21 protein-coding genes are annotated in these 25550 nt (G+C 72.6%); 16 read left to right on the top strand and 5 right to left on the bottom strand.

The window, feature by feature from the left end:
* The first annotated feature begins 5 nt into the window (after nucleotides 1-5).
* From ACFPIJ_RS45580 to ACFPIJ_RS45565, 4 genes are all read left to right on the top strand, one after another.
* On the top strand, nucleotides 6-7778 hold the full coding sequence (locus tag ACFPIJ_RS45580; RefSeq protein ID WP_380125603.1) for a hypothetical protein: 7773 nt from the start codon (nucleotides 6-8) through the stop codon (nucleotides 7776-7778).
* Entirely contained in the window at nucleotides 7775-10183 is a 2409-nt protein-coding gene (locus ACFPIJ_RS45575; protein ID WP_380125601.1) for a right-handed parallel beta-helix repeat-containing protein, read from the top strand. Before ACFPIJ_RS45580 ends, ACFPIJ_RS45575 begins: the two co-directional genes overlap by 4 nt.
* 15 nt (nucleotides 10184-10198) lie before the next feature.
* Nucleotides 10199-11047, top strand: coding sequence for a ricin-type beta-trefoil lectin domain protein (locus tag ACFPIJ_RS45570; protein ID WP_380125599.1), 849 nt, complete (start codon nucleotides 10199-10201; stop codon nucleotides 11045-11047).
* A 117-nt stretch (nucleotides 11048-11164) separates the two neighbouring features.
* A complete protein-coding gene (locus ACFPIJ_RS45565; RefSeq protein ID WP_380125597.1) occupies nucleotides 11165-11896 on the top strand; it encodes an STAS domain-containing protein in 732 nt (243 codons plus the stop codon).
* A 37-nt stretch (nucleotides 11897-11933) separates the two neighbouring features.
* Here ACFPIJ_RS45565 and ACFPIJ_RS45560 read toward each other — a convergent pair whose 3' ends face one another.
* Nucleotides 11934-12824 (bottom strand): carbohydrate-binding protein, encoded by an 891-nt coding sequence (locus ACFPIJ_RS45560; RefSeq protein WP_380125595.1) that lies wholly within the window; start codon nucleotides 12822-12824, stop codon nucleotides 11934-11936.
* A gap of 77 nt (nucleotides 12825-12901) precedes the next feature.
* On the opposite strand from ACFPIJ_RS45560, the gene ACFPIJ_RS45555 reads away from it, so the two are divergent.
* Nucleotides 12902-13594 carry a hypothetical protein gene (locus ACFPIJ_RS45555; protein WP_380125593.1) on the top strand — a complete coding sequence of 231 codons (693 nt, stop codon included), beginning with the start codon at nucleotides 12902-12904 and terminating at the stop codon, nucleotides 13592-13594.
* Here ACFPIJ_RS45555 and ACFPIJ_RS45550 read toward each other — a convergent pair.
* A complete protein-coding gene (locus ACFPIJ_RS45550; protein ID WP_380125591.1) occupies nucleotides 13589-13951 on the bottom strand; it encodes a YciI family protein in 363 nt (120 codons plus the stop codon). The two genes, ACFPIJ_RS45555 and ACFPIJ_RS45550, sit on opposite strands and share 6 nt — an antisense overlap.
* Nucleotides 13952-14242: 291 nt before the next feature.
* Here ACFPIJ_RS45550 and ACFPIJ_RS45545 point away from each other — a divergent pair, with 291 nt between their 5' ends.
* The 3 genes from ACFPIJ_RS45545 to ACFPIJ_RS45535 are packed head-to-tail and all read left to right on the top strand — an operon-like array spanning nucleotide 14243 to nucleotide 17042.
* The gene (locus tag ACFPIJ_RS45545) at nucleotides 14243-15226 is read left to right on the top strand and encodes an amino acid ABC transporter permease (protein ID WP_380125589.1); all 984 of its coding nucleotides are present in this window, start codon (nucleotides 14243-14245) and stop codon (nucleotides 15224-15226) included.
* Complete coding sequence (locus tag ACFPIJ_RS45540; protein ID WP_380125587.1) at nucleotides 15227-16006, top strand: amino acid ABC transporter ATP-binding protein; 780 nt, start codon at nucleotides 15227-15229, stop codon at nucleotides 16004-16006. It abuts the gene before it with no gap.
* Between the two features lie 19 nt (nucleotides 16007-16025).
* Nucleotides 16026-17042, top strand: a complete 1017-nt coding sequence (locus tag ACFPIJ_RS45535) for an ABC transporter substrate-binding protein (protein WP_380125585.1) — start codon at nucleotides 16026-16028, stop codon at nucleotides 17040-17042.
* A gap of 56 nt (nucleotides 17043-17098) precedes the next feature.
* Here ACFPIJ_RS45535 and ACFPIJ_RS45530 read toward each other — a convergent pair whose 3' ends face one another.
* Both ACFPIJ_RS45530 and ACFPIJ_RS45525 read right to left on the bottom strand, forming a co-directional pair.
* Nucleotides 17099-17761: a hypothetical protein gene (locus ACFPIJ_RS45530; protein ID WP_380125583.1), complete on the bottom strand. Its 663-nt coding sequence runs from the start codon at nucleotides 17759-17761 to the stop codon at nucleotides 17099-17101.
* Between the two features lie 5 nt (nucleotides 17762-17766).
* Nucleotides 17767-18351, bottom strand: coding sequence for a hypothetical protein (locus ACFPIJ_RS45525; protein ID WP_380125581.1), 585 nt, complete (start codon nucleotides 18349-18351; stop codon nucleotides 17767-17769).
* Between the two features lie 186 nt (nucleotides 18352-18537).
* On the opposite strand from ACFPIJ_RS45525, the gene ACFPIJ_RS45520 reads away from it, so the two are divergent.
* The gene (locus tag ACFPIJ_RS45520) at nucleotides 18538-19011 is read left to right on the top strand and encodes a hypothetical protein (protein ID WP_380125579.1); all 474 of its coding nucleotides are present in this window, start codon (nucleotides 18538-18540) and stop codon (nucleotides 19009-19011) included.
* Between the two features lie 95 nt (nucleotides 19012-19106).
* On the opposite strand, the gene ACFPIJ_RS45515 is transcribed toward ACFPIJ_RS45520, so the two are convergent.
* Nucleotides 19107-19991, bottom strand: coding sequence for a bifunctional helix-turn-helix transcriptional regulator/GNAT family N-acetyltransferase (locus tag ACFPIJ_RS45515; protein WP_380125577.1), 885 nt, complete (start codon nucleotides 19989-19991; stop codon nucleotides 19107-19109).
* 53 nt (nucleotides 19992-20044) lie between these two features.
* On the opposite strand from ACFPIJ_RS45515, the gene ACFPIJ_RS45510 reads away from it, so the two are divergent.
* From ACFPIJ_RS45510 to ACFPIJ_RS45480, 7 genes are all read left to right on the top strand, one after another.
* Entirely contained in the window at nucleotides 20045-20659 is a 615-nt protein-coding gene (locus tag ACFPIJ_RS45510) for a hypothetical protein (protein ID WP_380125575.1), read from the top strand.
* On the top strand, nucleotides 20652-21056 hold the full coding sequence (locus ACFPIJ_RS45505) for a ribosomal maturation YjgA family protein (RefSeq protein WP_380125573.1): 405 nt from the start codon (nucleotides 20652-20654) through the stop codon (nucleotides 21054-21056). The genes ACFPIJ_RS45510 and ACFPIJ_RS45505 overlap by 8 nt, the downstream gene beginning before the upstream one ends.
* Nucleotides 21057-21121: 65 nt before the next feature.
* The gene (locus ACFPIJ_RS45500) at nucleotides 21122-23926 is read left to right on the top strand and encodes a glycoside hydrolase family 9 protein (RefSeq protein WP_380125571.1); all 2805 of its coding nucleotides are present in this window, start codon (nucleotides 21122-21124) and stop codon (nucleotides 23924-23926) included.
* Nucleotides 23927-23975: 49 nt separating this feature from the next.
* Nucleotides 23976-24263 (top strand): hypothetical protein, encoded by a 288-nt coding sequence (locus tag ACFPIJ_RS45495; protein WP_380125569.1) that lies wholly within the window; start codon nucleotides 23976-23978, stop codon nucleotides 24261-24263.
* Nucleotides 24248-24802: an adenylyl-sulfate kinase gene (locus tag ACFPIJ_RS45490; protein WP_380125567.1), complete on the top strand. Its 555-nt coding sequence runs from the start codon at nucleotides 24248-24250 to the stop codon at nucleotides 24800-24802. Before ACFPIJ_RS45495 ends, ACFPIJ_RS45490 begins: the two co-directional genes overlap by 16 nt.
* Before the next feature lie 21 nt (nucleotides 24803-24823).
* Nucleotides 24824-25147, top strand: coding sequence for a peptidyl-tRNA hydrolase (locus ACFPIJ_RS45485; RefSeq protein ID WP_380125803.1), 324 nt, complete (start codon nucleotides 24824-24826; stop codon nucleotides 25145-25147).
* Entirely contained in the window at nucleotides 25144-25386 is a 243-nt protein-coding gene (locus ACFPIJ_RS45480; protein WP_380125565.1) for a hypothetical protein, read from the top strand. Before ACFPIJ_RS45485 ends, ACFPIJ_RS45480 begins: the two co-directional genes overlap by 4 nt.
* Nucleotides 25387-25550: the final 164 nt, after the last annotated feature.

The raw sequence follows: 25550 nt of genomic DNA, 5'->3' as shown, positions 1-25550 counted from the left end.
CCCGCGTGCCACGACCCACCGACTGGGACAAGGTCGGCCTCGGCGCCGACCCGACCCCCGGCGACCCCGCCCGTATCGACGAGGTCATCGCCTCGCTGCGGAACCTCGGCACCGTCGCCCGGGAGGTCGACACCGCGCTCGCCGCCGTCCTGGACACCGCCGGCCCGGAGGCGTTCGCCGGCAAGACCGCCGAGGCGCTCCGGGAGAAGATCAGCGGCCGGCTCCGCGGCTTCGTGCAGAGCCTCGCCGAGGCGTTCGAGTGGTCCACCACGGCACTCACCACCTACGTGGCGGTGATGCGCGACGAGCAGTGGCGCGCCGACCAGGCCCTCACCCAGGCCCGCGGCATGGCCGAGGACGACCCCGGCCGGCAGGCGCTCACCGACACGGCCCGCACCGCGGGCGAGCACCAGCGCACCGCCGCCGACAGCGCTTCGAGCCGCATCGTCGAGGCGTATCAGAACATCAAGCAGCCCGTCTCCGGCTGCGAGGAGTTCTGGGAGATCTTCAAGTGGATCGCGATCGCCCTGATCCTGCCGGCGCTGGTCTTCGGCGGCCCGATCGCGCTCGTCGCCATCGGCGTCAACCTGGCCCTGTTCATCAAGACCGCGGTCGACTTCGCCCACGGCAACGCCACCGCCCTGGAGTTCTTCCTCTCCGCCCTGGGCATCCTCGCCCCGACCACCCGCGCCGTGCCGATCTTCCAGCTGATCGCGGCGGGCGCGAAGTTCGCCTGGGCCGGCATCAAGGCCGGCGCGTTCGCCGTGTTCAAGTTCTTCGGCAACGCCTTCCGCGGCATCATCAGCCACCCGTTCGTGATCTTCCCGAGCCTGCACGACATCGCGACCGTGGCCGGGACCTGGGTCCGCAACGGCGCCCTCTGGGTCCGCAACGGCATCACCGACCTGCCCGGCCTGGCCGGCATCGCCCTGTCCAAGACCGGCCTGTTCATCGTCAACGGGGTCAAGGGCATCCAGGCGTTCGCGACCGGCATCCCGTCGATGGTCGCGAAGTTCGGCTCCAGCACCTGGCAGTTCCTGAAGACCGAGTTCGGTGGCAACCGCTGGCTGCGGCTGTTCCTGCCGGCCGAGGCCGACGAACTGCACCTCGGCGTGTGGAAGGCGATGAAGCTCGCCGTCGTCGACCGCGGGATCATGGGCAACCACCTGTACGGCCTGCCCCGCCCGCACGTCTTCGTCCCCGAGAGCGGCGGCGGTGGGGTCCACCTCGACCTCAACGACGTGCGCACCAGTAACCTCGCCGTCCCGCCGCGGATCGAGACCGCGCACGTCGGCTCGTTCGAGGGCCTCGGCCGGATCACACCGACCCCGCCGACGCTGCAGCTGCACTCCACCATCGGCGACGGCTTCCACTTCAGCGCCGACGCGGTGCGCACCATCGACACCATCATGCTGTCGCCGGTCGACACGCTGTCCCGGCTGCGTCTGGAGGGCCTGACCAACGGCGCGCCGGTCCTGCACACCGTCGATCCGGGCACCGGCGTCAGCGCGGGCGTCCACCTGCAGCCGGTGTCCCCCGCGCAGCACGCCGGGGCCGGGAGCAACCTGCACCTGCCGGGCATCTCCGCGGTGACCGCCCCGCCGCCGAGCACGTTGCTCGGTGGGATCCATCTGGGTGAGACCGGGTCGATGGCCGGCGCGGTCCACCTGACCCCGCCGGGCGCGATCACGCACACCGCGGTCCCGCCGGCGAGCGTCCTCGCCAATGCCGTGCCCCCGCCGACCGCCGTGACCCATCTGGGCGCCTCGCCGGTGCTCGCGAACGCGGTGCCGCCGCCGGCGGGCCTCACCCACACGGGCGCCGCACCGGTGGTGGTCGCCAATGCCGTGTCCCCACCCGCCGGCCTCACCCACGGCGGTCCGGCCCCGGTCGCCCTCGGCGACCTGGGCCCCGCCGGCCTGCCCGCCGTCCACCCTGGATTCAACCCGGCGACGCATCTCGGCGCGCCGCCGCAGTCGGTGCACGCCGGGGCGATGGACCTGCTCGCCCAGCATCCCGGCGCGGCACCGGCGGCGCACACGCTGATCGGCACCCCGGGCGGCGCGGTCAACGGCGCCGGGGCCCGCATCGGCGACCACACCGGCCTCGCGATCGGCGCCCAGCACGTGACCCAGGACCTCGGCGCCCTGGGCCGCAACCTGGACACCCCGCCGGTGTCGCAGCTCGTCGTCACCCGCCTCGACGGCGTCTCGGCCCACGCAGGCCCGACCGGACCGGGGGCCGCGCCCGCCCACCTCGCCGGCGCCCCGCCCGCCCTGCACGGCACCACCGTCCAGGCCCTGCACGCCACCCCGACCCCGGTGCCGCACGGCGGCGGCGCCGCATCGGAGCTGACCGGCCTCTCCGCCGGAGGCGGAGCGCTGGGCCGTGGCCTCGACACACCACCCAGCGCAGCCGTGAGCCGCGGCCTCGACGTGCCGCCGGGCACGGGTCGCGGCCTGGACGTGCCGCCAGGTGGAGGAGCGGGTCACGGCCTCGACGTGCCGCCCGGCGCCGTGATGCAGGGGCCGCCACCGGGCGTCTCCGCCAACCCGGCACATCTCGCCGGCACCCCGGGTGGCGGCGGCCCGGCGGCAGGGGCGCACCTCGGTGCACCTCGAAACCTGACGCCGGACGAACTGCTCGCCGCCACACCCCAGCCGATCACCGTGCACATGCCCGACACCCGGGCCCTCAGCGGCACCGGCACGCGGATCGCCGACCACACCGGCCTGGCCGACAGCGCCCGCCACGCCGCACCTCCACCGGCCCCCGGGCCGGTCGGCCGCACCGGCGAGGACATCGGAGCCAACGCCGTCCCACCGCCCGGCGGGGCGGCCGGCGCTGGGGTCGACCCGGTCACCGTGACCCTCGCGCTGGGCCTGCTACAGACCCAGATCGGCCGCGGCGCGCCGCACGCGGGAAGCGCCGCGGTCCGGGACGTCGCCACGACCCCGCCGCCGCCGGCGAGCGGGCGACCGACCGGTGCCCAGCTCGACGCGGCCTGGCAGCGCGACAGCAACCGCATCGCCGGGCTGTTCGGTGCCCTCGACGACCCGCTGCGCCGGCACCGGCTGGACGCCTGGGGCTCCTACACCGCGGCCCGCAACGAACTCGGCCGCGTCGAGGCGATGTGGGACGACATCCGGGCCCGGCCCGGCCAGTCCTCCAGCGGCCCCGGCCTCGCCCACGTGCACGCCGAACGCACCTACCAGGCGGCGCTGACCAGGGTCGCGCGCCTGGAGACCGACCTGCGCGGCCTTGGCGTCAACCCGGCCGCGATGGACGCCCGGATCTCCGAGCTGACCGCCCGTTCGCTGCGGGACCGGCCGCGGATGCTCGGCGGCGGCCAGAACCTCTCGCAGATGATCAACGACCTGTGGGCCGGCGCCCCGGTCGACGGGCACGTCGTGCTGCGCGGCGCCGACGGCGGCGGGCTCGGGCTGCGGGTCGAGGAGCACGCCGACGGCGCCGGCGCGGTGCAGCTGCGGCTCCTGGACGACGACGGCGCCGTGGTCGTCAACCGCACGGTGACCGAGCACGACGGCGGCTACCAGATCAGCGACGGCACCGGCTTCCAGCGCTTCGACGCCGACGGTGATCTCACCGAGGTCGGCACGATCCTGCGGGGGCTGGACGGGCACGACCTCGACGGCCGGTTCGTGGTGGAGCCCACCGGCGGCTACGCGGCCGGCGGCGTGCGGATCGAGAGCACCGGCGGGCACGCGATCACCCAGCACGGCAACGGGTTCCAGGTCGCCGACGGCGCCGGGTTCCACCGCTTCGACGCCGCAGGCGCCGCGACCGCCACCGGCCGGCCTCTGCGGGACGCGACGGGCACCCCGATCGGCGGGCAGTTCGTCGTCACTCACGGCGCCGGCGGCACCGTCGTCGAGGTCGCCGACCCCCGGTTCGCCGTCGCGGCGCGCGGCGGTGGCGGGTTCCAGGTCACGGACACGCTCGGCCACCACGCGTTCCAGCGCTTCGACGGCACCGGCGCGCTCACCGAGACCGGGCGGCCGCTGCGGGACGCGGGCGGTGGCGTGCTCGGCGACCGGTTCCTGGTCACGCCGACCGGCGGCGCCCCCACCCGCATCGAGGTCACCGACGCCCGCTACGCCGTGGCGGCGCACGGCGCCGGGTTCCAGATCACGGATACCGCCGCCCACCACGCGTTCCAGCGCTTCGACGGGGCCGGTGCCCTGACCGCGACCGGGCGGCCGCTGACCGACGCGGGCGGCGGGGTCCTCGGCAACCGGTTCTTCGTGACTGATGCGCACGGTGCCGGCGGCCGGATCGAGGTGACCGACGCCAGGTTCACGGTCGCGGCGCACGGCGGCGGCGGGTTCCAGGTCACCGACACCGCCGCGCACCATGCTTTCCAGCGCTTCGACAACGCCGGAACCCTGACCGCCACCGGCCGGCCGTTGACCGACGCCGGCGGGGGCGTGCTCGGCAACCGGTTCTTCGTGACGGATGCGCACGGTGCCGGCGGCCGTATTGAGGTGACCGACGCCAGGTTCGCGGTCGCGGCACACGGCGGCGGCACCCAGATCACCGACACCGCCGCGGGCAACGCGTTCCAACGGTTCGACGGCGCCGGCGCGCACATCGAGACCGGGACGCCAGGCCGCAACCTCGCCGGGCAGCCCGACCGGGTCGTGGTGAACCCCGCCGCCGGCGGTGCCGGGCACGTGGAGAGCCTCACCGGCGTCCGCCTCCATGGCTGGCAGGTCGCCCCGGACGGCGCCGGCTACCGCATCACCGACCAGCTGGGCCTGCACACGGGCGAGTTCCGCCGGTACGACGCCGCCGGTAACCTCCTCGAGCAGTCCTTCAACGTGCTGCGCGACGCGGCACCCACGACCCGGCAGTTCGTCGTCGACGCGGCCGGTCGCACCTGGCGCCTCCACGACAACGGCCTGCCGCTGCCGGCCACCGGCGCGTTCCACACCGGCACCCTCGACGCGGCCGCCGCCGGCACCGGCCGGGTGCGGCTGCTGAACCGGGCCGGTGTCGAGGTCTTCGACCGGCGCCCCATCCCCGGCGGCACCACCCTCGACGTGTTCCGCCGCATCGACGGCGACTTCGGCCGCACCTCGCAACGCCCGCAGTGGGTGCAGCTCACCGCCGACGGCCGGGTCGTGGACCACGGCGTGCGGCGCTTCGACACCAACGCCGTCGGCTGGCGCGACGTCAACCACAACGGCCGGCTCGTCCACGAGATCCGGCAGGGCATCGGCGGCGGCGACGTGGTCGGGCTGCGCGGCGCGTTCGGCGACTGGACCTGGCACCGCTTCGACAACGCCGGCAACCGGCTCGGCCACGGCCCCCGTACCCTGGACCGCGACGGCGGTTGGACCGACCGGTTGCCCCCGGCGGGCGGCAACCAGGGCGCCGTCGTGCAGCGGCAGTGGGGCACCGCACACGCGCCCGCCAACGCCGGCATGTATCAGCAGTTCGACCTCGGCGCCGGCGGCGTGCGCCGGGACACCTGGCAGGCGCAGTCCCCGCACGGCAAGGACGCCGGCAAGCTGGAGTCGTTGCCCACCGGCGACCGCCTCGAGACCCGCCGCTGGTCGGAGCAGCGTCCGCCGCAGTGGGCCCGCAAGTTCCTCGCCGGCGTCGACGAGGACGTGTTCCGCGCCAACCCGCACCTGCGCACCGACACCCGTTTCCAGCTCTTCGAGTGGCGCCGCCTCGACCAGCACGGCAACGTGCGGGCGCAGGGCTTCCGGTTCGTCGGCATGAACGACAGCACCTACGACTTCACCAACACCGGCCGGTTCGTGCGTTCCAGCGCGAAACTCGACCACGGCAACACCCTCAAGGTCGGCCACGACGTCGTCGACCTGCCGCCGGCCGCGGTCCGTGACGCCAACCGCATCCCGTGGAGCGAGGGCAACGGCCGGCTGTCCGGGCACCGGGTCAACGTCGGCCCGCACCCCGACGGGCGGATCTGGGAGGACCGGTTCGTCGCCGGGCAGCAGAACGGCAACTGGTACGAGTTCGGCGGCCAGCAGCACTCCGTGGCCCGGGCCGGCTACGCCGACGGCTCGATCAAGGAGTTCCACCGCCCGCCCGCGCCAGGCGCCGCCGACGGCGGCATCGCCAGCCGTGGCGCCGCCCACGAGGGCACCGGCGTCTGGGTGCGCAAAGATCCGCACGGTGTCGTCATCGGCCGCGCCGACGACTGGCCCGACCCCGCCGGCGGCGTCCACCGCGTCGAGGCCAACGCCCCGGACCGCGCCGGAAACTGGAGCTGGTCCGGTTACGACGCGCGCAGCGACAGCCGGACCTGGCAGTGGCGCGACGGCGCCGGGCAGACCGGCTCCCGCGAATACGGGCGCGGCTTCAACGGCCCGCACACCACCTACGACGACTCGTTCCGTGACACCGTCCGCGGTGCCGACGGCCATCAGGTCCTCATCCGGGAACGGCGGATGCTCGACAGCGGCGGCCATGTCGACTCGTGGCGGGTCGACCTGCCCGGCGGCGGCCACGAGTGGCACTGGCGGAAGGTCGACAAGTATGGCAACGTCGCCGCCGCCCCCGGCGCGAACCCGCTGCGCCGCTGGTGGGACACCAACGCCAACAACGGGGCCGGCGGCTGGGTCGCGGACTGGTTCGGCGGCGCCACCCGCTTCCGCGACGAGGTCACCGACGGCGCCGGCGCGGCCGTCACCGTCCGGGAGATCCCGGCGGGCGCGGAGATCGGCCGGATCCGCGAGCACGACCTCACCACCCCCGGCGCGTGGCGCGAGTTCGACATGGGCACCACCGTCCGCGAACGCTCGCAGATCCCCGGCGGGTTCCTGGAGCGCGACGCCTGGCGCGGGCAGTGGCGCCAGTACGACAACACCGGCCTCACCATCGCCCGCCGCACCGACGACGGCTACGTCTTCGAACGCGCCAACGGCGCCTGGGAGTCCGTCGGCCGCGAACTGGACTACCGCGGCGGTGTCACCGAGCTGCGCGGCTGGAACCGGCGCATCCGCGAGGCGAACCGCATGGAATGGGGCGGCGAGTTGCGCCTCGGCACGCACACCGAGGCGCTGTACGAGCCGTACTGGAAACTGGCCCTGCAGAAGGCCGCGCTGGAGTTCACCCAGGAGTTCCTGCTCGAGTTCGCGGCGAACCTCGCCGTCAACGGCATCGTCGACGCGATCGCCGGCACCCAGTTCAACGGCAAGGACGTGCTGAAGGCGTTCGCCAACGCCGCCGTCGGCGCGGCCGTCAAACAGGCGGTCGGCTCGCTCGTGCACGACAACAAGTTCGGCGCCATGCAACGCTCCGGCGACTGGAAGGCCGGTCTCGCCAACATCGACGGCGGCAAGGGCTGGCACCGCAAGCCGCTCAACCACGACAAGCACTGGTCCAACGAATGGGCCGGCAACGAGACCGCGACCCGCTGGCGCGGAGGCACCTACGACTTCGCGTTCAACGTGCCGGTCGCCGGGCTCACCGGGTTCGTCAACGGCAGCATGAACGCCGCCGTCTTCGGCATCACCAACGCCAACGGCGAGACCGTCTACCTCACCGGTGGCGCCGCCGCCTTCGACGGGCTGCTGTCCGCCGCGGCCGGCGTCGCCGGCGCGGTCACCACCAGCATCGCCAAGACGATGTTCAACTCCGGGCTCGGCGGGCGCGCGTTCCACCGCCAGGGCCTGGCGGAGTTCGCGTTCCAACTGCCCTGGAAGATCATCGAGAAGACGGTCACGTCGCAGCTCCTCAAGGAGTTCCGCATGCACGACAACCCCTGGTACTACGCCAGATGACCAGGGTTCTCACCGTCAGCGGCGCACGCGGCCGCGGCACCCACCGCAGCATCACCGAGGCGCTGCGCGCCGCCGCGCCCGGCGACACCATCACCGTCGCCCCGGGCCGCTATCCCGAGGAGGTCCACGTCGATCAGGACGTGCACCTGCGCCCCGAGCACGGCACCGGCAGCGTCGAGGTCGGACCGGTGACCCTCACCGCGGCGGCCGTCACCCTCACCGGGCTCGTCGTGCGCGGCCTGGACCCCTCGCGCCCAGCGGTGTCCGTCCTGGACGGTGCCGGCGCCGTCCTGGATCACGTCGAGGTCCACAACGGACGGATCGAGGCCCGCGCCGTCAACGACGTCGCCGCCCTCGTCCTGCGCGACGTCGCCGTCCACGGCGCCGCCGGCACCGCGCTGCACCTGGCCGGCGACGTGAAGGCCGAGGGGCACGACGTGCGCCTCGACACCGTCGCCGGGGTCGGGATCGTGCTGTCCGGAGCGGCCCAGCTCGCCGCCACCCGGCTGCTCGTCCGCGCCACCGACGGCTCCGGGATCCGGGTCCGTGGCACTGCCCGGCTCACCCTCACCGACTGCCGGATCGACCGGGCCGGCCGCAACGGCCTCCTCGTCGAGGACGCCGCCGCCGCGGTCGCCGAGGAGACCCGCATCGACACGTCCGGCGCCGCCGCCGTCCAGGCCTCCGGGGCCGCCAGGGTGCGGCTCACCGACTGCCGGATCACCGCGCCCGGCGCCAGCGGCCTCGTCGTCGCCGACGACGCCGAACTCACCGCGACCGGCTGCACCGTCCGCGACACCGTGGCCAACGCGCTGCTCGCGGTCGGCGCGGCCCGCGCCGTCCTCGACGGTTGCCGGCTCACCGCCGCCGGTTTCAGTGCCGTGCACACCGCCGGCACCGCCGACGTCCACCTCACCGGCTGCCGGGTGCTGCGCGGCGCCGAACACGGCGTGCACGCCGTCGAGCAGTCCCGGGTCACACTCACCGACTGCGACCTGCGCGAGCTCGCCATGACCGGCCTGCACGCCGGGGACCGGGCCAGTCTCACCGTCGCCGGCTGCACCGTCGCCGACGTCGCCACCGGGATCAGGATCGCCTCCTCGGCGCCCGCCGACCTGCGGCAGTGCGCCGTCCTGCGGCCGAGGGAGGTCGGCGTCGAGGTGGTCGCCGGAGGCTCGCTCACGCTCGCCGGTGGCCGGGTCAGCGACGCCGGAGCGGCGGGCATCGTCATCGATACCGCCGCCGCGGTGCGGGTGAGCGCCACCGACATCACCGGCGGCGGTGGATCGGGTCTGGTCACCTGGACCGGGGCCCGCCCGCAGATCGACGGTCTGCGCGTCGACGGGGTCGCGAAGAACGGCATCTACGTCGCGCCCGGCGCCGGCGGGCAGTACACGCGGTGCGACGTGATCGGCACCGGATTCGCCGGCCTGCACGTCGGTGCCGGCGCCGACCCTGCCTTCGAGCACTGCCGGATCCCTGACACCAGTGCCGAACCCGGCTCGCAGGCCACCTTCACGCAGTGCACCGCCGGCGATGCCCTCCTCGCCCCCGCGCTGCCGTCCGCTGACGCCGCAGCAGGGGGTGACGTCCCGGACGAATCGCTCGACGACCTGCTCGGTGAACTCGCCGAACTGGTCGGCCTCGACCGGGTCAAACGCGACGTGAGCACTCTCGTCAAGCTCATGCAGACCGTCCGCCGCCGCGAGGAGGCCGGCCTGCCCGCCCCGCCGCTGAGCCGGCACCTCGTCTTCGCCGGTAACCCCGGCACAGGCAAGACGACCGTCGCCCGCCTGTACGGCCGGCTGCTCAAAGCCCTCGGCCTGCTCCGCCGCGGCCACCTCATCGAGGTGGACCGCAGTGCCCTGGTCGGCGAGTACGTCGGCCACACCGGCCCCAAGACCGCCGCCGCCGTCACGAGCGCACTCGGCGGCGTCCTCTTCATCGACGAGGCCTACTCGCTCGTGCCCCGCTTCGGCGGCAACGACTTCGGCCAGGAAGCCATCGCCACCCTCGTCAAGATGATGGAGGACCACCGCGACGACGTCGTCATCATCGCCGCCGGCTACCCCGGCGAGATGGACCGCTTCATCGGCGCCAACCCCGGCCTCGCCTCCCGCTTCACCCGCACGCTGCACTTCGACGACTACGACAGCGCCGAACTGGTCTCCATCGTCGAGCACCAGGCCGCCGGGCACCGCTACGAACTCACCGACGTCTCCCGCGCCGGCCTCGCCGACTACTTCACCGCCCTGCCCCGCGGTGAGGGGTTCGGCAACGGCCGCCTCGCCCGCCAGGTCTTCCAGGAGATGACCGAACGGCAGGCCCAACGCGTCGCCGAACTCCCCGCCGCCACCGGCGACGACCTCGTCCTGCTCGCCCCCGAAGACCTCCCGACCCGATAGCCGACTGGAGCAGCCATGTCCCCGTTCGCCGACGCCTTCACCCGACGGCCCACCGTGCCCCGCCGGGGGTTCGTCCCGGCGCCCCGTGTGTTCGTGGTGGTGGGTGTGGTACTGGCGGCGACGACCCTGCCGTTCGTCCTGCCGGGCGGCTCATCGGCGGGTGCCGACCGGAGCGCCGCACGTGGGCCTGCCGGCGTCCCGCGCCCCGCGGCGGTGACCTCCGCTGCCGCGTCCGCGACGCCGGCACCGGGCGCCGTCACCTCCGGTCCCACATCGGGGACGCCCACCTCCGCCGCCTCGGTTCCGGGTGGTTCGGGCTCCGCGGCCGGCGGTGGCTCGGGTTCCGGCGGCTCGGGCTCGGCGGCGGGTGGTTCCGGCGGCTCGGGTGCCGCGGCGGGCGGTGGGACGACCACGGCGGCGGCTCCGCCGGCAGTGGCTCCGCCGGCGCCGACGAAGACCACCGAGAAGGCCGTCCCGCCGCCGATTCCCGGTCGGGCGATCGTCGGCGTGCAGTCCCGCCTGTGTCTCAGCGCCGCCGCCGGCAAGGACGGCGCCGCCCTCGTCATCGCCACCTGCAACGGCTCCGCGGTCCAGCACTGGGAGGCGCTGTCCGACGGCACGATCCGCTCCGTCGGGCTGTGCATGGACGCCGCCTGGGGCGGCACGGACGTCTTCACCGTCGTCCAGGTTGCCTACTGCAGCGGTAACCGTGCCCAGCAGTGGCGCCTCAACACCTCCAACGACCTGGTCAGCGTCAACGCCGACAAGTGCGCCGACGTCATCGACCAGCGCACCGGCAACGGCAGCCCCGTGAAGCTGTACTGGTGCAACGGCCAGGACAACCAGAAGTGGTTCTGGCGCTGAGCCTTCGCCGGTCGGCCGGTCCGGGTGTGCCGGCCGCTGACCCGCGAATCGCGCGTTGAGCTGCATGTGCCTGGGTATTGGGCGGCGGGTCCGGCCCCTCGTCCCGTGGAGATCTCCGTGGAAGCATCCGTGGAAGAAGTGGAAGACCTGGCCATCTCGGTCGAGCCGCTCCTGGTCCGAGACGCTCAGCTGGTGCGAGCCGCCGGCCGCCTCACCGCCCGCAACCGGCACCGGCTGCGCAGAGCGGTCCAGAAACGCCTCGTCGAGTGCCCGATCGCCGTCATCCTCGACATCACCGGGCTGGAGCTCACCGACCCTCCCGCCGCGGCCGCGTTCGTGGCGATGCACCGCGACGCCGCCGCGTCGGACGTCGAGCTGCTGCTGCACGGCGGCCACGGCCTTCTCACCCAGCGGATCCGGGTGCTGGACCCGGCGCTGCCGCAGTTCCGGACGCTCGCCGAGGCCGTCGCCGCGGCCGGCGAGCCACCGCGCGCCGGGCGATGGCTGCACCGGTGGTTCACGCCGGGGCCGCAGACCCTGCGCCTGGCCGGTTGCCTCGTCGCCGACGCGTGCACGGCGTGGCACCTGCCGGACCTCGTCCACCCGGCCCGGGCTGCGGTGCACGACCTGCTCCAGCTCGGGCACCGGTGCCCGGCGGCGCAGCTGCACGTCGTCGTCGCGCTGCGCCGGACCGGGCTGCTGCTGAGCGTGCGCAGCCAGCTCGTCGCCGGCCACCGGCCGGACTGTCAGGCACCGCAGTGTCCACCTGGCTCAGGGCCCGTCATCCACCACTCGACCGGCCCCGACTACCACGCGCGCTGGTCGCTGCTGGCGGTGACCGCGTCCTGACCGTGCCGATCAGGGCAGGCCGATCAGGGCAGGCCGATCAGGGCAGGCTCAGCACGATCCGGTCGATCGACGGCGCGTGCCCGTCCGGGTTGGACACGGTGATGGTGTTGCCGTCCTTGCGCAGCTGCACCTTCAGCGTCGAGCCGGTGCAGCAGGTCGAACCGCCGTTGAGCGTGACCCGCTGCGGGTCCCGTCCGGCCACGGTGACGACCGCGGTCCGGGTCCGCTCGTTGTCGATGTTCACGTGGAACAGCCGCAACGTGTACGTGCCGGCGACCGGGACGACGACGTTCTCGAAGCGCAGGAACCCGTCGCCGTCGCGGCTGCCCCAGTCGCCGATGTTGCGCACGATCGAGCCGCCCGACGCACCCGGATACCGGTCCACCCACGCCGACCCGCCGCGCGTGTTGCCCGGCGCCTCCGCCTCGAACGTGACCGGCCCGAACGTCACCGGCGGCGACGACCGTGGCGACGACCGTGGCGAGGCAGTGGTCGCCGGCGCGGCGGTCGACGGCGCCGACGCGGCCGGTGCGGCCTCGGTGGGTGCGGGCCCGGGCATGGAGACGTCGGACCAGGTGGGCGTCCCGGCCGGGGGAGCGGCCCGGCGATCGGGTCCGCCGCCACCCCCGAGCAGCGCCGACACCAGCAGGATCACCAGCAGCGACAGCGCCGTGGCGACACCGGCCACGATCAGCCGCGGCCACCACGGCGTGAACCAGCGGCGCAGCTCGGACGGCTCGTCGGCGGCGTGCCAGCCGTCCCGGTCCGGCGCCGCCGGCCACTCCGCCTCGTCGGCAATCACGGCGGGCTCGGCACGGGGCTCCGCCGGCGGCTCGACCGGGCTCTTCTCCGTCCCGGCGGCCGGCACGTGGCCGGCGAGCCACGGCGGCACCCGCAGCGGCTCGGCGTCTGCGTCGGGATCTGTCATGGACCCCGAAGATAACGATCCCGGTGGCCCTTGGCCAGCTGGCCGACCGGTCCGGATCCGCCCCTAGGCTGCCAGGGGTGAGCTACGACCTGTATTTCTGGCCCACCGGCTCGGCGCGCAACCCTGGCCGGACTGCCGACCGGCTCGCGGAGGGACGTCCCGGCCGGCTGGTGCCGGACCCGCGGGTGCTGGCGTTCCGCGCCGAGCTCGTGCGCCGCTGGCCGGACGTCGTCGACCACCTCGAGCCCTGGCACACCGACCAGCCCTGGCCGCGGCCTTCGGGACCTTCCGACGCCGCCCACCGGTATGTCCTGCTCACGCTCCCGTTCCGCTGGCCCGCCACCGCCGCACTGCCCACCCTCGCCGGGGCATTTGGCATGGACTGCTACGACCCGCAGTGCGACACGCTGACCCCGCCCAGCCCGACCGGCCCGGGCAAGGCGGACCTCGACGAGATCGGGCACGTCGCCGGGCGGGTCGCCGAGGACCGCCTCGTGTGGCTGCTCCAGCAGGTCGGCCGGTGCATCGGGTACGCCTACGACGACCTGGACGAGGCGGCACTGACCGGCGCGCTCGACGACGTGGGCGCCTGGTTCGAGTATCCCCTCGCGGGTAACCCGCCGCTGCTCGTGCACCTGACCCGTGCCCAGCCCTCCGACACGATCGACGTCCGCCTCGAAGGCGCCATGGACCTCGTCCTCGCCTCCCGGATCAAGGACCTGCTGGACTGCGGACAGCGCGGCGGACGGCACCAACAGGAGCCGTCATGACGCGTTGGTCAGCTCGTCGAAGGGCCGCACCTCGACCGGCCCGAAGCAGGCCGCCGCGCACTTCCCGGCCCAGGCGAGCGCCTCGTCCAGGTCCGCGCACCGGATCACCCAGAACCCGGCGACGTGCTCCTTCGTCTCGGCGAACGGCCCGTCGGTGGTGGTCGTGGTGCCGCCCTGGATCCGCACGACGGTGGAGCTGTCCACCGGCAGGAGGCCGCCGGCGAAGACCCAGGCGCCCGCGGCCCGCAGCTCGTCGTTGATCCTGCCGGTCTCGCGGAACATGGTCCGGGTGTCCTCGTCGGACAGCGGCTGCTCGCCCTCGACGGTGTGCACGGACAGCAGGTACAGCGGCTTCATGGTGATCCTCCGTAGGTAAAAGGCTCTCATCAGGGCTACGAAGGGGACCACCCCGAATCGACACCTGCGCCCGGACCATTTTCCCCAGGGCCTTCCGCGCCTCCCGGGGGGCGGTTGCGGGGCATGGGCATGGATGCCTAAATACTAGTTACCCGATAGGGATTGACAACTAATACGAGGCTCCCTACCGTTTCAGTAGGCGGCCGCGAGGACGCACCGCCACCCCCGAATCCCTTCACTGCTCGCGCTCCCGTGGTGCGGGCCTGCCGTCATACCCGATGGAGCCCTCGCATGAGTGAGCCCGTAACGCTGACACCGCCGTCCGAACGTCCACCGATCAGCGATCACGTCACCCGGTTCGACCCGCAGGTGGCGCACCGCCGGGTCACACCGCGGCTGCGCCCATGGCGCTGGATCGTCAGCGCGGCCGTGCTCGTGGTGCTCGCCCAGTTCATCGTCGGTGTCTTCACCAACTCCCACTACGAGTGGAACAAGTTCTGGGCGTACTTCACCCGCGAGTCGATCCTCGACGGTGTCGTGGTCACGCTGCAGGTCGTCGCCCTGAGCGCGGTCGTCGGGCTGGTCCTCGGCGTGCTCGTCGCCCTCGGCCGGCTGTCGACGAACCCGCTGATCAACGGCCTGTCGTGGGCCTACGTGTGGTTCTTCCGCGCGCTGCCGCTGCCACTGCTGCTGATCATCACGTTCAACTTCTCGTACTTCTACCCGCGGCTCGGCGTCGGCATCCCCTGGGGCCCGGTCTTCGCCGAGGTGCAGACCAGCGCGCTCACGCCCCTGGCGATCGGCGTCATCGCGCTGAGCCTCAACGAGGCGGCGTATGCGGCGGAGGTCATCCGCGGCGGCATCCTGTCCGTGGAGGGCGGCCAGATCGAGGCCGCCAACGCGCTCGGGCTCTCCAAGGCCCGGCAGCTGCGCCGGATCGTGCTGCCACAGGCGCTGCGCTCCATCGTGCCCGCGTACGGCAACCAGCTCGTCGGCCTGATCAAGGCCAGCTCGCTGGTGTACTACGTCTCGCTGCTCGACCTGTTCGGCGCGGTGTACGTGCTGGAGTCGCGGCACCCCGAGTCGATCGTGCCGATCCTGATCGTCGGCGCCACCTGGTACCTCGTCCTCACCGCCGTGCTGTCGGTCGTGCAGTTCTACGTCGAGCGGTTCTACGCCCGCGGCAACGCCCGCGCGCTGCCGCCGACCCCGATCCAGCGGCTGCGCAACTTCGCCACCTCGTCCTACGTCCGCCTGACCCGGAGGGGCTTGTAGATGACGGCCACACTGAACGCGGCCGCGGCCCTGGAGATCCGCAACGTGCACAAGTCGTTCGGGACGCGCGAGGTCCTCAACGGCGTCGACCTCACCGTCAACCCCGGCGACGTCGTGGCGATCATCGGGCCGTCCGGCTCCGGCAAGTCGACGCTGCTGCGCACCATCAACCACCTGGAGAAGCCCGACCTCGGCTACGTCGCGGTCCACGGCGAACTGATCGGTGTCGAGGTCCGCGGCACCCACCTGCACGAGCTGTCCCAGCGCGCGGTGCGGCACCAGCGGACCCGCATCGGGTTCGTCGCGCAGAGCTTCAACCTCTTCCCCAACCTCACCGCGCGGGACAACGTCGCCGAGCCGCTGATCGCGCACAAGCGGCTCGACAAGCCCGCCGCCTACGAGCGGGCCGTCGAACTGCTCGCCAAGGTCGGCCTCGGTGACCGCGGCGACGCGTACCCGCGGCAGCTGTCCGGCGGCCAGCAGCAGCGCGTCGCGATCGCCCGCGCCCTCGCGCTGGAGCCGACGCTGCTGCTCTTCGACGAGCCGACCTCGGCGCTGGACCCGGAACTGGTCGGGGAGGTGCTCTCGGTGATCCGGCAGCTCGCCGCGACCGGCACCACGCTCATCATCGTCACGCACGAGATCGGCTTCGCCCGTGAGGTCGCCGACACCGTCGTGTTCATCGACGAGGGTCTCGTCGTCGAACAAGGGCCGCCGGCCCAGGTGCTCACCGCGCCACAGCATTCCCGCACCCGGGAATTCCTTTCCAAAGTGCTCTGATTTCCAGGGAGAACAAACCATGACCACCGTCAGACCTACCGGCCGGACGTTCTCGGCCGCAGCCCTTGCCGTCGTGCTCGTCGCGGGCCTCTCCGCCTGCGGCAGCGACGAAGACAAGGCGAACGCCGGCGCCCCGGCCAGCGCAGGCACGGTGACCATCGGTGCCCAGGCCAACGGCATCGCCCAGAAAGCCGAGATCAAGGTCGAGAAGCAGCAGGCCATCGCCGACCTGGTGCCGGACGCCGTCAAGTCCGACGGCAAGCTGACCATCGGGCTCGGCGCCCTGCCGACCGGCTTCCCGCCGCTCGCCTTCGTCGGTGACGACGACAAGACCCTCACCGGCGCCGAGCCCGACCTCGGCCGCCTCGTCGCCGCCGTGTTCGGTCTCACCCCCGAGATCAACAACGCCACGTGGGACAACCTGTTCGTCGGCATCGACTCCGGCAAGACCGAGGTCGGCTTCTCGAACATCACCGACACCGAACAGCGCAAGGAGAAGTACGACTTCGCCTCCTACCGGCAGGACAACCTGGGCTTCGCCGTGAAGGACGGCAACTCCTGGAACTTCGACAAGAACTACAAGAACCTCGCCGGTCTCAAGGTCGCCGTCGGCGCCGGCACCAACCAGGAGAAGATCCTGGTCGCGTGGCAGGAGAAGCTGAAGGCCGAGGGCAAGCCCTTCGAGATCAAGTACTTCGCCGACACGCCGACCACGTTCAAGGCGATCGTCTCCGGGCAGATCGACGCCTACTTCGGCCCGAACCCGGGCATCGCCTACCAGCTCAGCCGGACCAAGGGCACCGCCGACGCCGTGCGGAACGCGGGCGTGTACTCCGGCGCCGGGGAGACCCTGCAGGGCCTGATCGCGGCCACCACCAAGAAGGACAACCAGCTGGCCAAGGCCCTCGCCGAGGCGATCAACTACCTGATCGCCAACGGCCAGTACAAGCAGTGGCTCGCCGCCTACAACCTCGACACCGAGGCCGTGCCGACCTCGCAGGTCAACCCGCCGGGCCTGCCGAAGTCCAACGCCTGACCCGACCGACCGCGGCGCCCGGGGAAGCTTCCCCGGGCGCCGCGGCGCGTCCCGGATCAGAACTCCAGGTGCTCCCAGGCCGGACCGGCGTATGCCGGCGGCTCCTCGCGGCCGCCCTGGATGCTGTGCCACTTCGCGGACCATTCCCCGGTCGGCCCGGCGAGCACGGCCCGGGCCTCGGCGGCACTCTCGTCGGGCCGCGCCTTGTCCCAGGGCAGCGTCACGAAGATCTGATACTCGTCCGGCTCCTCGAGCGACACCTCGATCGTGCCGGCATGGCCGGAGTGGACCTTGACACCCTCGATCCCCGGTGGCAGGGCCAGGTCGGTGAGGATGAGCCGCCCGGCCCGCAGCGCCGCCGTCTCCCAGCCGTGCTCCGCCCCGGCGCGGGCCACCTCGGCGTCATAGGCCACGGCGTCGAACAGCGCCGTGCGCCGCTCGGTCACCAGCGCCGCCGCGCCGGTCGGGCCCCACTCCCAGCGCACCGCGGCACCTTCGCGGCGGATGTGCGCCCGGACGGAGAAGCACCCCGGGCCGCAGCTCGGGCAGCGGGCGATCGTCGCGGTCGTGGTCTCGCCGGTCGCCACGAACCGGTTGACCGGCACCAGCACCTGCCACGGATCGGGGCCGGCGTTGCCGTCGGCGCGGCTGACGTCCTCACCGTCGATCCGCACGATCACCCGCAGGTCCTCGACCGCCAACGACAGCACCGACGTCACGCCCGTCAACGTACCGTTCCGGGCCGCAGAGCGGCGAACACCTGGGGCCAGTTGCCCGGCAGGTCGGCCAGCGTCTGCGCCAGGTACCGGCGCAGGATCAGCTGCGCGGCCGCCCGCGTCGCGCCGGTGCCGCCGAGGGCGTCCACCGCCTGCTCCAGGCCGTCGGCGTCGGCGCTCGGCACGCCGATCGTGGCGAAGGCGGCGACGACATCGGGTTCGGCGTACAGGGTGTCGTCCTCCCAGCCCGTCGCGGCGCCCAGCAGGTACCGCAGGTGGTAGGAGAGGGCCGGTTCCAGGGCCAGCGCCGCGGTGTCGACGGTCCGGTCCTCGTCGCTGTCCGTCAGCGCGGACTCCGCCACCGACTGCTCGACCAGTTCGAGCCAGTACGCGGCATCATGCCGGCCGTCGGTCTGCGCCAGGTGCCGGGCGGCGAACGCCGCCATCTCGGCCGGGTCCGCGATCAGCGGGGTCAGCACCAGGTCGGAGCTGTAGGAGAAGCCGAAATACCAGCGCCGGCCGTCGACCACCATCGACTCGATGCCGCCGACGTCCCCGGCGAGTTCGGCCCGGTCCTGCAACGGTTCCACCACGATCGCAGATCGTATGCCCGGGACCGGCCGACCGTTTCCATGGGCGGGGTGGTCGGGACGGCAAGTGCAGCAGGACGTTCGGATCCCCGATCGGCTACAAACCCGGTCACCATGGAAAGATCTTTACTATGGAGGTCGCTGTGAACCCCAATAGGACCCTCCGCACGGCATATCCATATCACCCACATGGATGATGCGTTGAGTCTCGCGGCCACTGGCGTGACGATGCGGTGGACGCTCGTCCAGGAGCGTCACGCGGCATTGGCGATCACCGCGGAGGGCGCCGGTGTCGAACTGCACGTGACATATGTCCGTGACTCCTTCGCCGATCTGTTGGCGGCGGCGTCGGACATCAAGCTCGGTGCGTATTCGACGTATGCGGTGCTTTCCGGGGAACCGGCCGGCCATGTGCTGTTCTTCTCGTCCTTGGCCGAGGCCGAGGCGGTCATGCTGGATGTCGTCGCGTTCCCGGCGATCTCGGCCAGCCTCACCCGTTTCTCTGCGGGTGAGTTGCGGTGGCGGGGGTTCCTGTCGCGGCAGGCACTTGTCGATGCTGCAGCTGACATGGCGGCGGAGGTGCTGGCCGAGCACGGCGAAACCGGCTACGAGCGCCGCTGGGGCCACCCCTTTCCGGCGGGGCTGGCGGCAAGGCTGCGGTAGGTCTCGGATGTCCAGCGCTGAGGGAAGGGACGAGGACGGCGTGGTGGAGCGGATCGGGCCGCACCTGCGCACCCTCCTCGGGTGACGTGCCGGCCTCAGAGGGGCTTGGAGAACCAGTGGTGGGCGTAGGCCTCGTCGTTGTAGGCGGGGACCTCCGCGTAGCCGCTGGAGCGGTAGAGGCGGATCGCCTCGACCAGGTTGCGGTTGGTGTCCAGGCGCACGGAACCCCAGCCGGCCCCGGCGGCGCGGCGTTCCAGCTCGCCCAGGATGCGCCGGCCGACGCCGAGGCCGCGCACCGTGCCGGACACCCACAGACGCTTGATCTCCGCCGGCGCGTCCGGGTGCAGCTTCAACGCGCCGCAGCCGACTGGCTCGCCGGACAGGGTGGCCAGGAGGAACACGCCCTTCGGCGGGACCAGGTCCTCGTCGTCGACGGGCGCGCTGACCGCCGGGTCGAAGCCGTTGTCGAAGCGCTGCGCCAGCTCCCGGGCATACGCGCGCAGGCACGCCCTGGCTCGCGGGTCGCCCGGCGGGCACGGCGCCAGGTCGATCATCGAGGCCATGAGAAGGCGCTCGACCTCGGCCATCGCGGTGGCCAGGCGGCCCTGCTGGCCGGTGCTGAGCGGGCCGAGGATCGAGCGCGCCAGGTCGTCGGACTCGCGGTCGAGCACCGCCCATTCGGCCCGGCCCTCGGTGGTCAGGGTGGCCTCGCGGACGCGGGCGTCGCCACCCGTGCCGGCGGAGACGACGACCAGGCCGTCGGCCTCGAGGGCCCGCAGCAACCGGCTCAGGTAGCCCGCGTCCAGGCCCAGGCGGGCGCGCAGGGCGGCGACCTCGGCGCCGGCCGGGCCGATCTCCCACAGCAGGCGGGCCTGGCCGAGCGGCCGGCCCCGGGACAGGTACTCGTCGTCGAGCGCGCCGACGCGCTGCGTCACGGTCCGGTTGAAGCGGCGGACGGTCGCCACCAGATCCTCGGTCATATGCCTGACTATAGTCAGGTAATCTGTGGCATGCGACGGGCATACTCGGCGCGGTGAGACGATCAATACTCCTCGCCGTGGCGGCGGTGCTGGTGATGGGCTGCATCGGACCGTTCGCGGACACGTTCGACGAGGCGGTCCAGGACACGCCGGCCGACTACGACGAGTGCTGCATCGGCGCCGACCGGGCCGTGCTCGGTAAGCTCGCCGGAGTCCCCGTCATCGCCGGTGCCGACCTCGACACGCTGCGGGTCGACGCGGTCGCCACCTCGCAGCAGCTCGACGAGAGCGCGGCCGACTGGCACAAGGACGGCGACGGGCTGATCGCCGACGACGACACCCACGAGTACGTCCTTGCCCTGCTCACCCGGCTTCCGGGCGGCGACCCTAAGATCCACCCGGTGACCACCGTGATCGTCTCGGCCCGGCTGGCCGACGCCTGGCGGGTCGGCTGTCCGGCGAACGCAACCGAACCCTGCGCCGTCCCCACGCGATACGAGTCGGCACCGCTCGTCGACCCGCAGGACGGCGACCCGATCTCGTCGTCGATCGTCGCCGTGCGCGTCCCGGTCGGGCAGACCGTGCTGCTGACCGCCGGGGACCCCAAGCCCGGCGGGGCCGCGGTCGACCTGCGCACCGGGCGCGCCGTGAAGATCCCCCGTGGGTAGCCGCCTGCCGGCGCTGCTCGGCGCCGGGCTCGCGCTCGCCATCGCCTTCGCCATCCGGGCCGTCGACGACGGTGCGCTGCGGCAGTACTCCGGCACCGCCCTGTACGCGTCGATGATCTACGCCGGGGTCTTCGTCATCCGGCCCCGGACGACCCCGCTCGTCGCCGGCGCCGCCGCGATCGTGTTCTGCTGGGCGATGGAGACCTTCCAGCTCACCGGCATCCCGGCCGAACTGTCCAGCCGCAGCCTCCTCGCCAGGTACGTGTTCGGGGTGACGTTCGACCCGGCCGACCTCGTCTGGTACCCCGTCGGCGTGGTGCCGTTGGTGCTGGTCCACCTGCTGATCACACGAAAGTTTCACGGCGTGAGCAGGGCGGACGGCATCCACCACGGGTGAGATCCCCTCGAAGGAGCGGTGACGGGGTTCAATCCGCGCACCGCCACCCGGAGAGGAGCACCACCATGCGCAGGAGGATTCTCGGCGCAGTCGCGGCGCTCGGGGTCGCCGCCGCCACGACGGTCATCGCCGTGGCAGCCTCGACCCCGGCCGCGGCCGCCCCCGCGTACAACTACGCCGAGGCACTGCAGAAGTCGATCTGGTTCTACGAGGCCCAGCAGGCGGGGACGAAACCCGCGTGGAGCCGCGTCGGCTGGCGCGGCAACGCCGCCACGACCGACGGCGCCGACGTCGGCCTCGACCTGACCGGCGGCTGGTTCGACGCCGGCGACCACGTCAAGTTCGGGTTCCCGATGGCGTTCTCGACCACCATGCTCGCGTGGGGCGCCGTGGAGTACCGCGACGCCTACGTGCAGTCGGGTCAGCTGACGTCGCTGGTCAACAACCTTCGCTTCGTCAACGACTACTTCATCAAGGCGCACCCGTCCGCGAACGTCCTCTATGGACAGATCGGCGCCGGCAACCCCGACCACGCCTGGTGGGGCCCCGCCGAGGTGATGCCGATGGCGCGGCCGGCGTACAAGATCGACGCGACCTGCGGCGGCTCCGACCTCGCCGGTGAGACGGCCGCCGCCATGGCCGCCTCCTCGATCGTGATCCGGCCCACCGACGCCGCCTACGCCGACAAGCTCGTCACCCACGCCAAGCAGCTGTACGCGTTCGCCGACGCCGTGCGCCGCAAGTACAGCGAGTGCATCACCGACGCGGCCAGCTACTACAACTCGTGGAGCGGCTTCAACGACGAGCTCGTCTGGGGCGCGATCTGGCTCTACCGCGCCACCAACGACGCCACCTACCTCGCCAAGGCCGAGGCCGGATACGACAACCTCAGCAACGAGAACCAGACCACGACGAAGTCCTACAAGTGGACGATCGCCTGGGACGACAAGTCGTACGGCTGCTACGTGCTGCTGGCCAAGCTCACCGGCAAGCAGCGGTACGTCGACGACGCCAACCGCTGGCTCGACTACTGGAGCGTCGGCGTCAACGGGCAGAAGGTGCCCACCTCGCCGGGCGGCCAGGCGGTCCTGGACAGCTGGGGTTCGCTGCGCTACGCCGCCAACACCTCGTTCGTCGCGCTGCTCTACAGCGACTGGATCACCGACGCCACCCGCAAGGCCCGGTATCACGACTTCGGCGTCCGCCAGATCAACTACATCCTGGGCGACAACCCGCGCAACTCCAGCTACATGATCGGCTTCGGCGCCAACCCGCCGCGCAACCCGCACCACCGCACGGCGCACGGGTCCTGGACCGACCAGATCACCAACCCCGAGATCTCCCGGCACGTGCTGTACGGCGCGCTCGTCGGCGGACCTTCGTCACCGAACGACAGCTACACCGACAGCCGCTCCGACTACGTGATGAACGAGGTCGCCACCGACTACAACGCCGGGTTCACCTCGGCACTGGCCCGCATGTACCGGGAGTACGGCGGCACGGCACTGGCGAACTTCCCGGTCGCGGAGACCCCGGACGGGCCCGAGATGTACGTCGAGTCGTCCATCAACACCCCCGGCACGACCTTCACCGAGGTCAAGGCGATGGTCTACAACAAGTCGGCGTGGCCGGCGCGGACCCTCGACCAGGGCTCGTTCCGCTACTACTTCACCCTCGACGGCGCCACCACCGCGTCGCAGATCTCGCTCACCAGCGCCTACAACCAGTGCTCCGCGCCGACCGGGCCGACCCTGGTCAGCGGCAGCACGTACTACGTCACCGTCAGCTGCGCCGGGCAGAAGATCGCACCCGCCGGGCAGTCCGCGTGGCGGCGTGAGGTCCAGTTCCGCGTCACGTCCGCCGGCACCTGGGACCCGACCAACGACTGGTCCTTCCCGTCCGCCGCCGGCCCGAACGCCCACATCACCCTCTACGACGGGGCCACCAAGGTCTGGGGCGACGCCCCCGGCACCGGCCCGGTCGACACCACCCCGCCGTCGACGCCGGGCACGCCGGCGTTCACCAACGTCACGTCGACGTCGGCCACCGCCACCTGGGCGGCGTCCACGGACAACGTCGGGGTCGCGTCCTACCGGGTTTCCTCGGCCACCGGCGTCGTCGGCACCACGACCGGCACGTCCCTGGCCATCACCGGGTTGACGCCGGCGACCGCGTACTCGTTCACGGTCGTCGCGCTCGACGCGTCCGGCAACGCGTCGGCCGCCTCGCCGGCCGGCACCGTCACCACCGCACCGGCCATCGGTGACGTCACGCCGCCGTCGAAGCCCGGCACCCCGGTCGCGTCGGCGGTCACCAGCAGCGGGGCGACCCTCACCTGGGCCGCGTCCACCGACACCGTCGGCGTCACCGGTTACGACGTCCTGCGCCTCGGCGGCACCGCCGGACCGGTCGTCGTGGCCACCGCCACCGGCACCACCGCCACGGTCACCGGGCTGACGGCGTCCACGGCGTATCAGTTCGCGGTCCGCGCCCGCGACGCCGCCGGCAACCTGTCCACGCTGTCCGACCCGGTCACCGTCACCACCACCGGCACGTCGACGGGGAAGAGCTGCGAGGCCACGTACCGCGTCACCAACCAGTGGGGCGACGGCTTCAACGGCGAGGTGACCGTGCGCAACTCGGGCGGTCAGGCGATCACCGGCTGGACGGTGACGTTCACGTTCCCCGGCAACCAGCGGGTCACCAACGGCTGGTCCGGCGTCTGGTCGCAGACCGGGGCCGCGGTCACCGTCCGCAACGCCGACTGGAACGGCGCCCTCGCGCCCACCGCGTCGACGGCGGCCGGCTTCGGCGCCTCCTTCACCGGCACCAACACCAACCCGGCCACGGTCACCTGCACCGCGAGCTGAGCAACTGGTAGCCCCGGCGCACCCGGCGCCGGGGCTACCATCGGTGGTGATGACCGACGTCGTGATCGACCTCGACACGCCGGTTCCGTCGAAGCCGGCGCCGCGGCAGGTCCTGCTGCCCCGGCTCCTGCTGCTCGGTGCCTGCGCCCTGTTCGCCGCCGCCCCGGCCGCCGCGCCGGTCACCGTGTCCGTCGCGCACCAGCTGCCCGTCCCGAGCTACTGCACCGGCGCCCCGATGCCCGGCGGTCGCCTCAACATCGTCGAGGGCGACGTCTACGTCATCCTCGACGGCCAGAACGGCGTCGTCATCAGCACCGGCCCGTGCCCGCGCCGGTGAGCGACCGCAGCGAGGTGCTGTTCCTCGGCGGGCGGTCCGGCGTCGGCAAGAGCAGCGTCGCGGTCGAGCTGCACGTCCAGCTGTCCGACGCCGACGTGCGGCACTGCCTCATCGAAGGCGACAACCTCGACCTGGCCCACCCGCCGCCCTGGGAGCACCATCTCGCCGAGCGCAACCTCGCCGCCATGTGGGCCAACTACCGCGACCTGGGCTACCGCCGCCTGATCTACACGAACACCGTGAGCGTCCAGTACGTCGACGCGCTCACCGCCGCGATGGGCGACGACCCGCGCGTGACCGCCGTGCTGCTCACGTCGTCGGACGCGACGGCGCGGGAGCGGCTGGCCCGCCGCGAGATCGGCAGCGCCCTGGAGCGGCACGTGACGCGCAGCGACGCCGCGGCCAGGTCCCTCGAGGCGCTCGTGCCGCCGTCGGTGCACCGGATCCCCACCGACGGCAGGACTCTCAGCGAGCTCGCAGCTGAGATCCTGGCATTGACCGGTTGGCATCGGTACCATCGAGCCATGCCGCACTTCTAGGTTCGCACCCCGCGTCTCTATCTGGTCACCCGCGCCGATCTGCCGCCCGGGACCCAGGCCACGCAGGCGACCCATGCCGCGCTCGACTTCGCCGTCGCCCACCCTGACGCCTTCCGCGACTGGCACACCGCTTCCAACACGCTCGTCCTGGTCGCCGCGTGCGACGAGGACGCCCTGCGCCGCCTGTGCCGCGCCGCGTCCGTCGCCGGGCACCGGCACACCAGGTTCCACGAGCCGGACCTCGGCGGCGCGCTGACCGCGGTCGCCCTCGAACCGGCCGCGCACAGGCTTCTCTCGCACCTCCCCATTGCCCTTCGTGGACCACGAGGGGAGGTGAAACCATGACCACCGACCTCATCGCGGATCCCTCGGACCTGCCGAAGGCGATCCGCTGGCTGCAGGCGAAGGTGCTGCGGCAGGCCGCGGCGCTCGACACCCTCAACCGGCGGGTCGTGTCCCAGCGGCTCGTGCTGCGCACGCTGGACGAGCTCGGCCGGTCGCTGACCGCTGAGGAGTTCCGCACGGCCCGTGACCGCGTCACCGACGAAAAGCTCCGGGACCGGATCGACGAGATGTTGCCCTGATCGTCGACACTGTGGGGGTGGCACACGGGGGCCATCCCCACCCCATGCCTCAGGAGCCCGACGGCCGGGCAGCTGTCTCTAAAACAGCCCATAGCGGGTTCGATTCCCGTCTGAGGCGCGTCGCGGCGGATCCGGCGTTCGATACGCCGGCGATATGCCGCCGC

The sequence above is a fragment of the Dactylosporangium cerinum genome (assembly GCF_042653625.1).
Taxonomy (GTDB): domain Bacteria; phylum Actinomycetota; class Actinomycetes; order Mycobacteriales; family Micromonosporaceae; genus Dactylosporangium; species Dactylosporangium cerinum.
This window is presented reverse-complemented; position numbering and strand designations above follow the sequence as displayed.

What these genes read in the sequence shown, in the direction of transcription:
- ACFPIJ_RS45575 (WP_380125601.1), top strand. Translation starts at nt 7,775, where the DNA reads ATGACCAGGGTTCTCACCGTCAGCGGCGCACGCGGCCGCGGCACCCAC.
- ACFPIJ_RS45570 (WP_380125599.1), top strand. Translation starts at nt 10,199, where the DNA reads ATGTCCCCGTTCGCCGACGCCTTCACCCGACGGCCCACCGTGCCCCGC.
- ACFPIJ_RS45560 (WP_380125595.1), bottom strand. Translation starts at nt 12,824, where the DNA reads ATGACAGATCCCGACGCAGACGCCGAGCCGCTGCGGGTGCCGCCGTGG.
- ACFPIJ_RS45550 (WP_380125591.1), bottom strand. Translation starts at nt 13,951, where the DNA reads ATGAAGCCGCTGTACCTGCTGTCCGTGCACACCGTCGAGGGCGAGCAG.
- ACFPIJ_RS45545 (WP_380125589.1), top strand. Translation starts at nt 14,243, where the DNA reads ATGAGTGAGCCCGTAACGCTGACACCGCCGTCCGAACGTCCACCGATC.
- ACFPIJ_RS45540 (WP_380125587.1), top strand. Translation starts at nt 15,227, where the DNA reads ATGACGGCCACACTGAACGCGGCCGCGGCCCTGGAGATCCGCAACGTG.
- ACFPIJ_RS45535 (WP_380125585.1), top strand. Translation starts at nt 16,026, where the DNA reads ATGACCACCGTCAGACCTACCGGCCGGACGTTCTCGGCCGCAGCCCTT.
- ACFPIJ_RS45520 (WP_380125579.1), top strand. Translation starts at nt 18,538, where the DNA reads ATGGATGATGCGTTGAGTCTCGCGGCCACTGGCGTGACGATGCGGTGG.
- ACFPIJ_RS45515 (WP_380125577.1), bottom strand. Translation starts at nt 19,991, where the DNA reads ATGACCGAGGATCTGGTGGCGACCGTCCGCCGCTTCAACCGGACCGTG.
- ACFPIJ_RS45500 (WP_380125571.1), top strand. Translation starts at nt 21,122, where the DNA reads ATGCGCAGGAGGATTCTCGGCGCAGTCGCGGCGCTCGGGGTCGCCGCC.
- ACFPIJ_RS45495 (WP_380125569.1), top strand. Translation starts at nt 23,976, where the DNA reads ATGACCGACGTCGTGATCGACCTCGACACGCCGGTTCCGTCGAAGCCG.
- ACFPIJ_RS45480 (WP_380125565.1), top strand. Translation starts at nt 25,144, where the DNA reads ATGACCACCGACCTCATCGCGGATCCCTCGGACCTGCCGAAGGCGATC.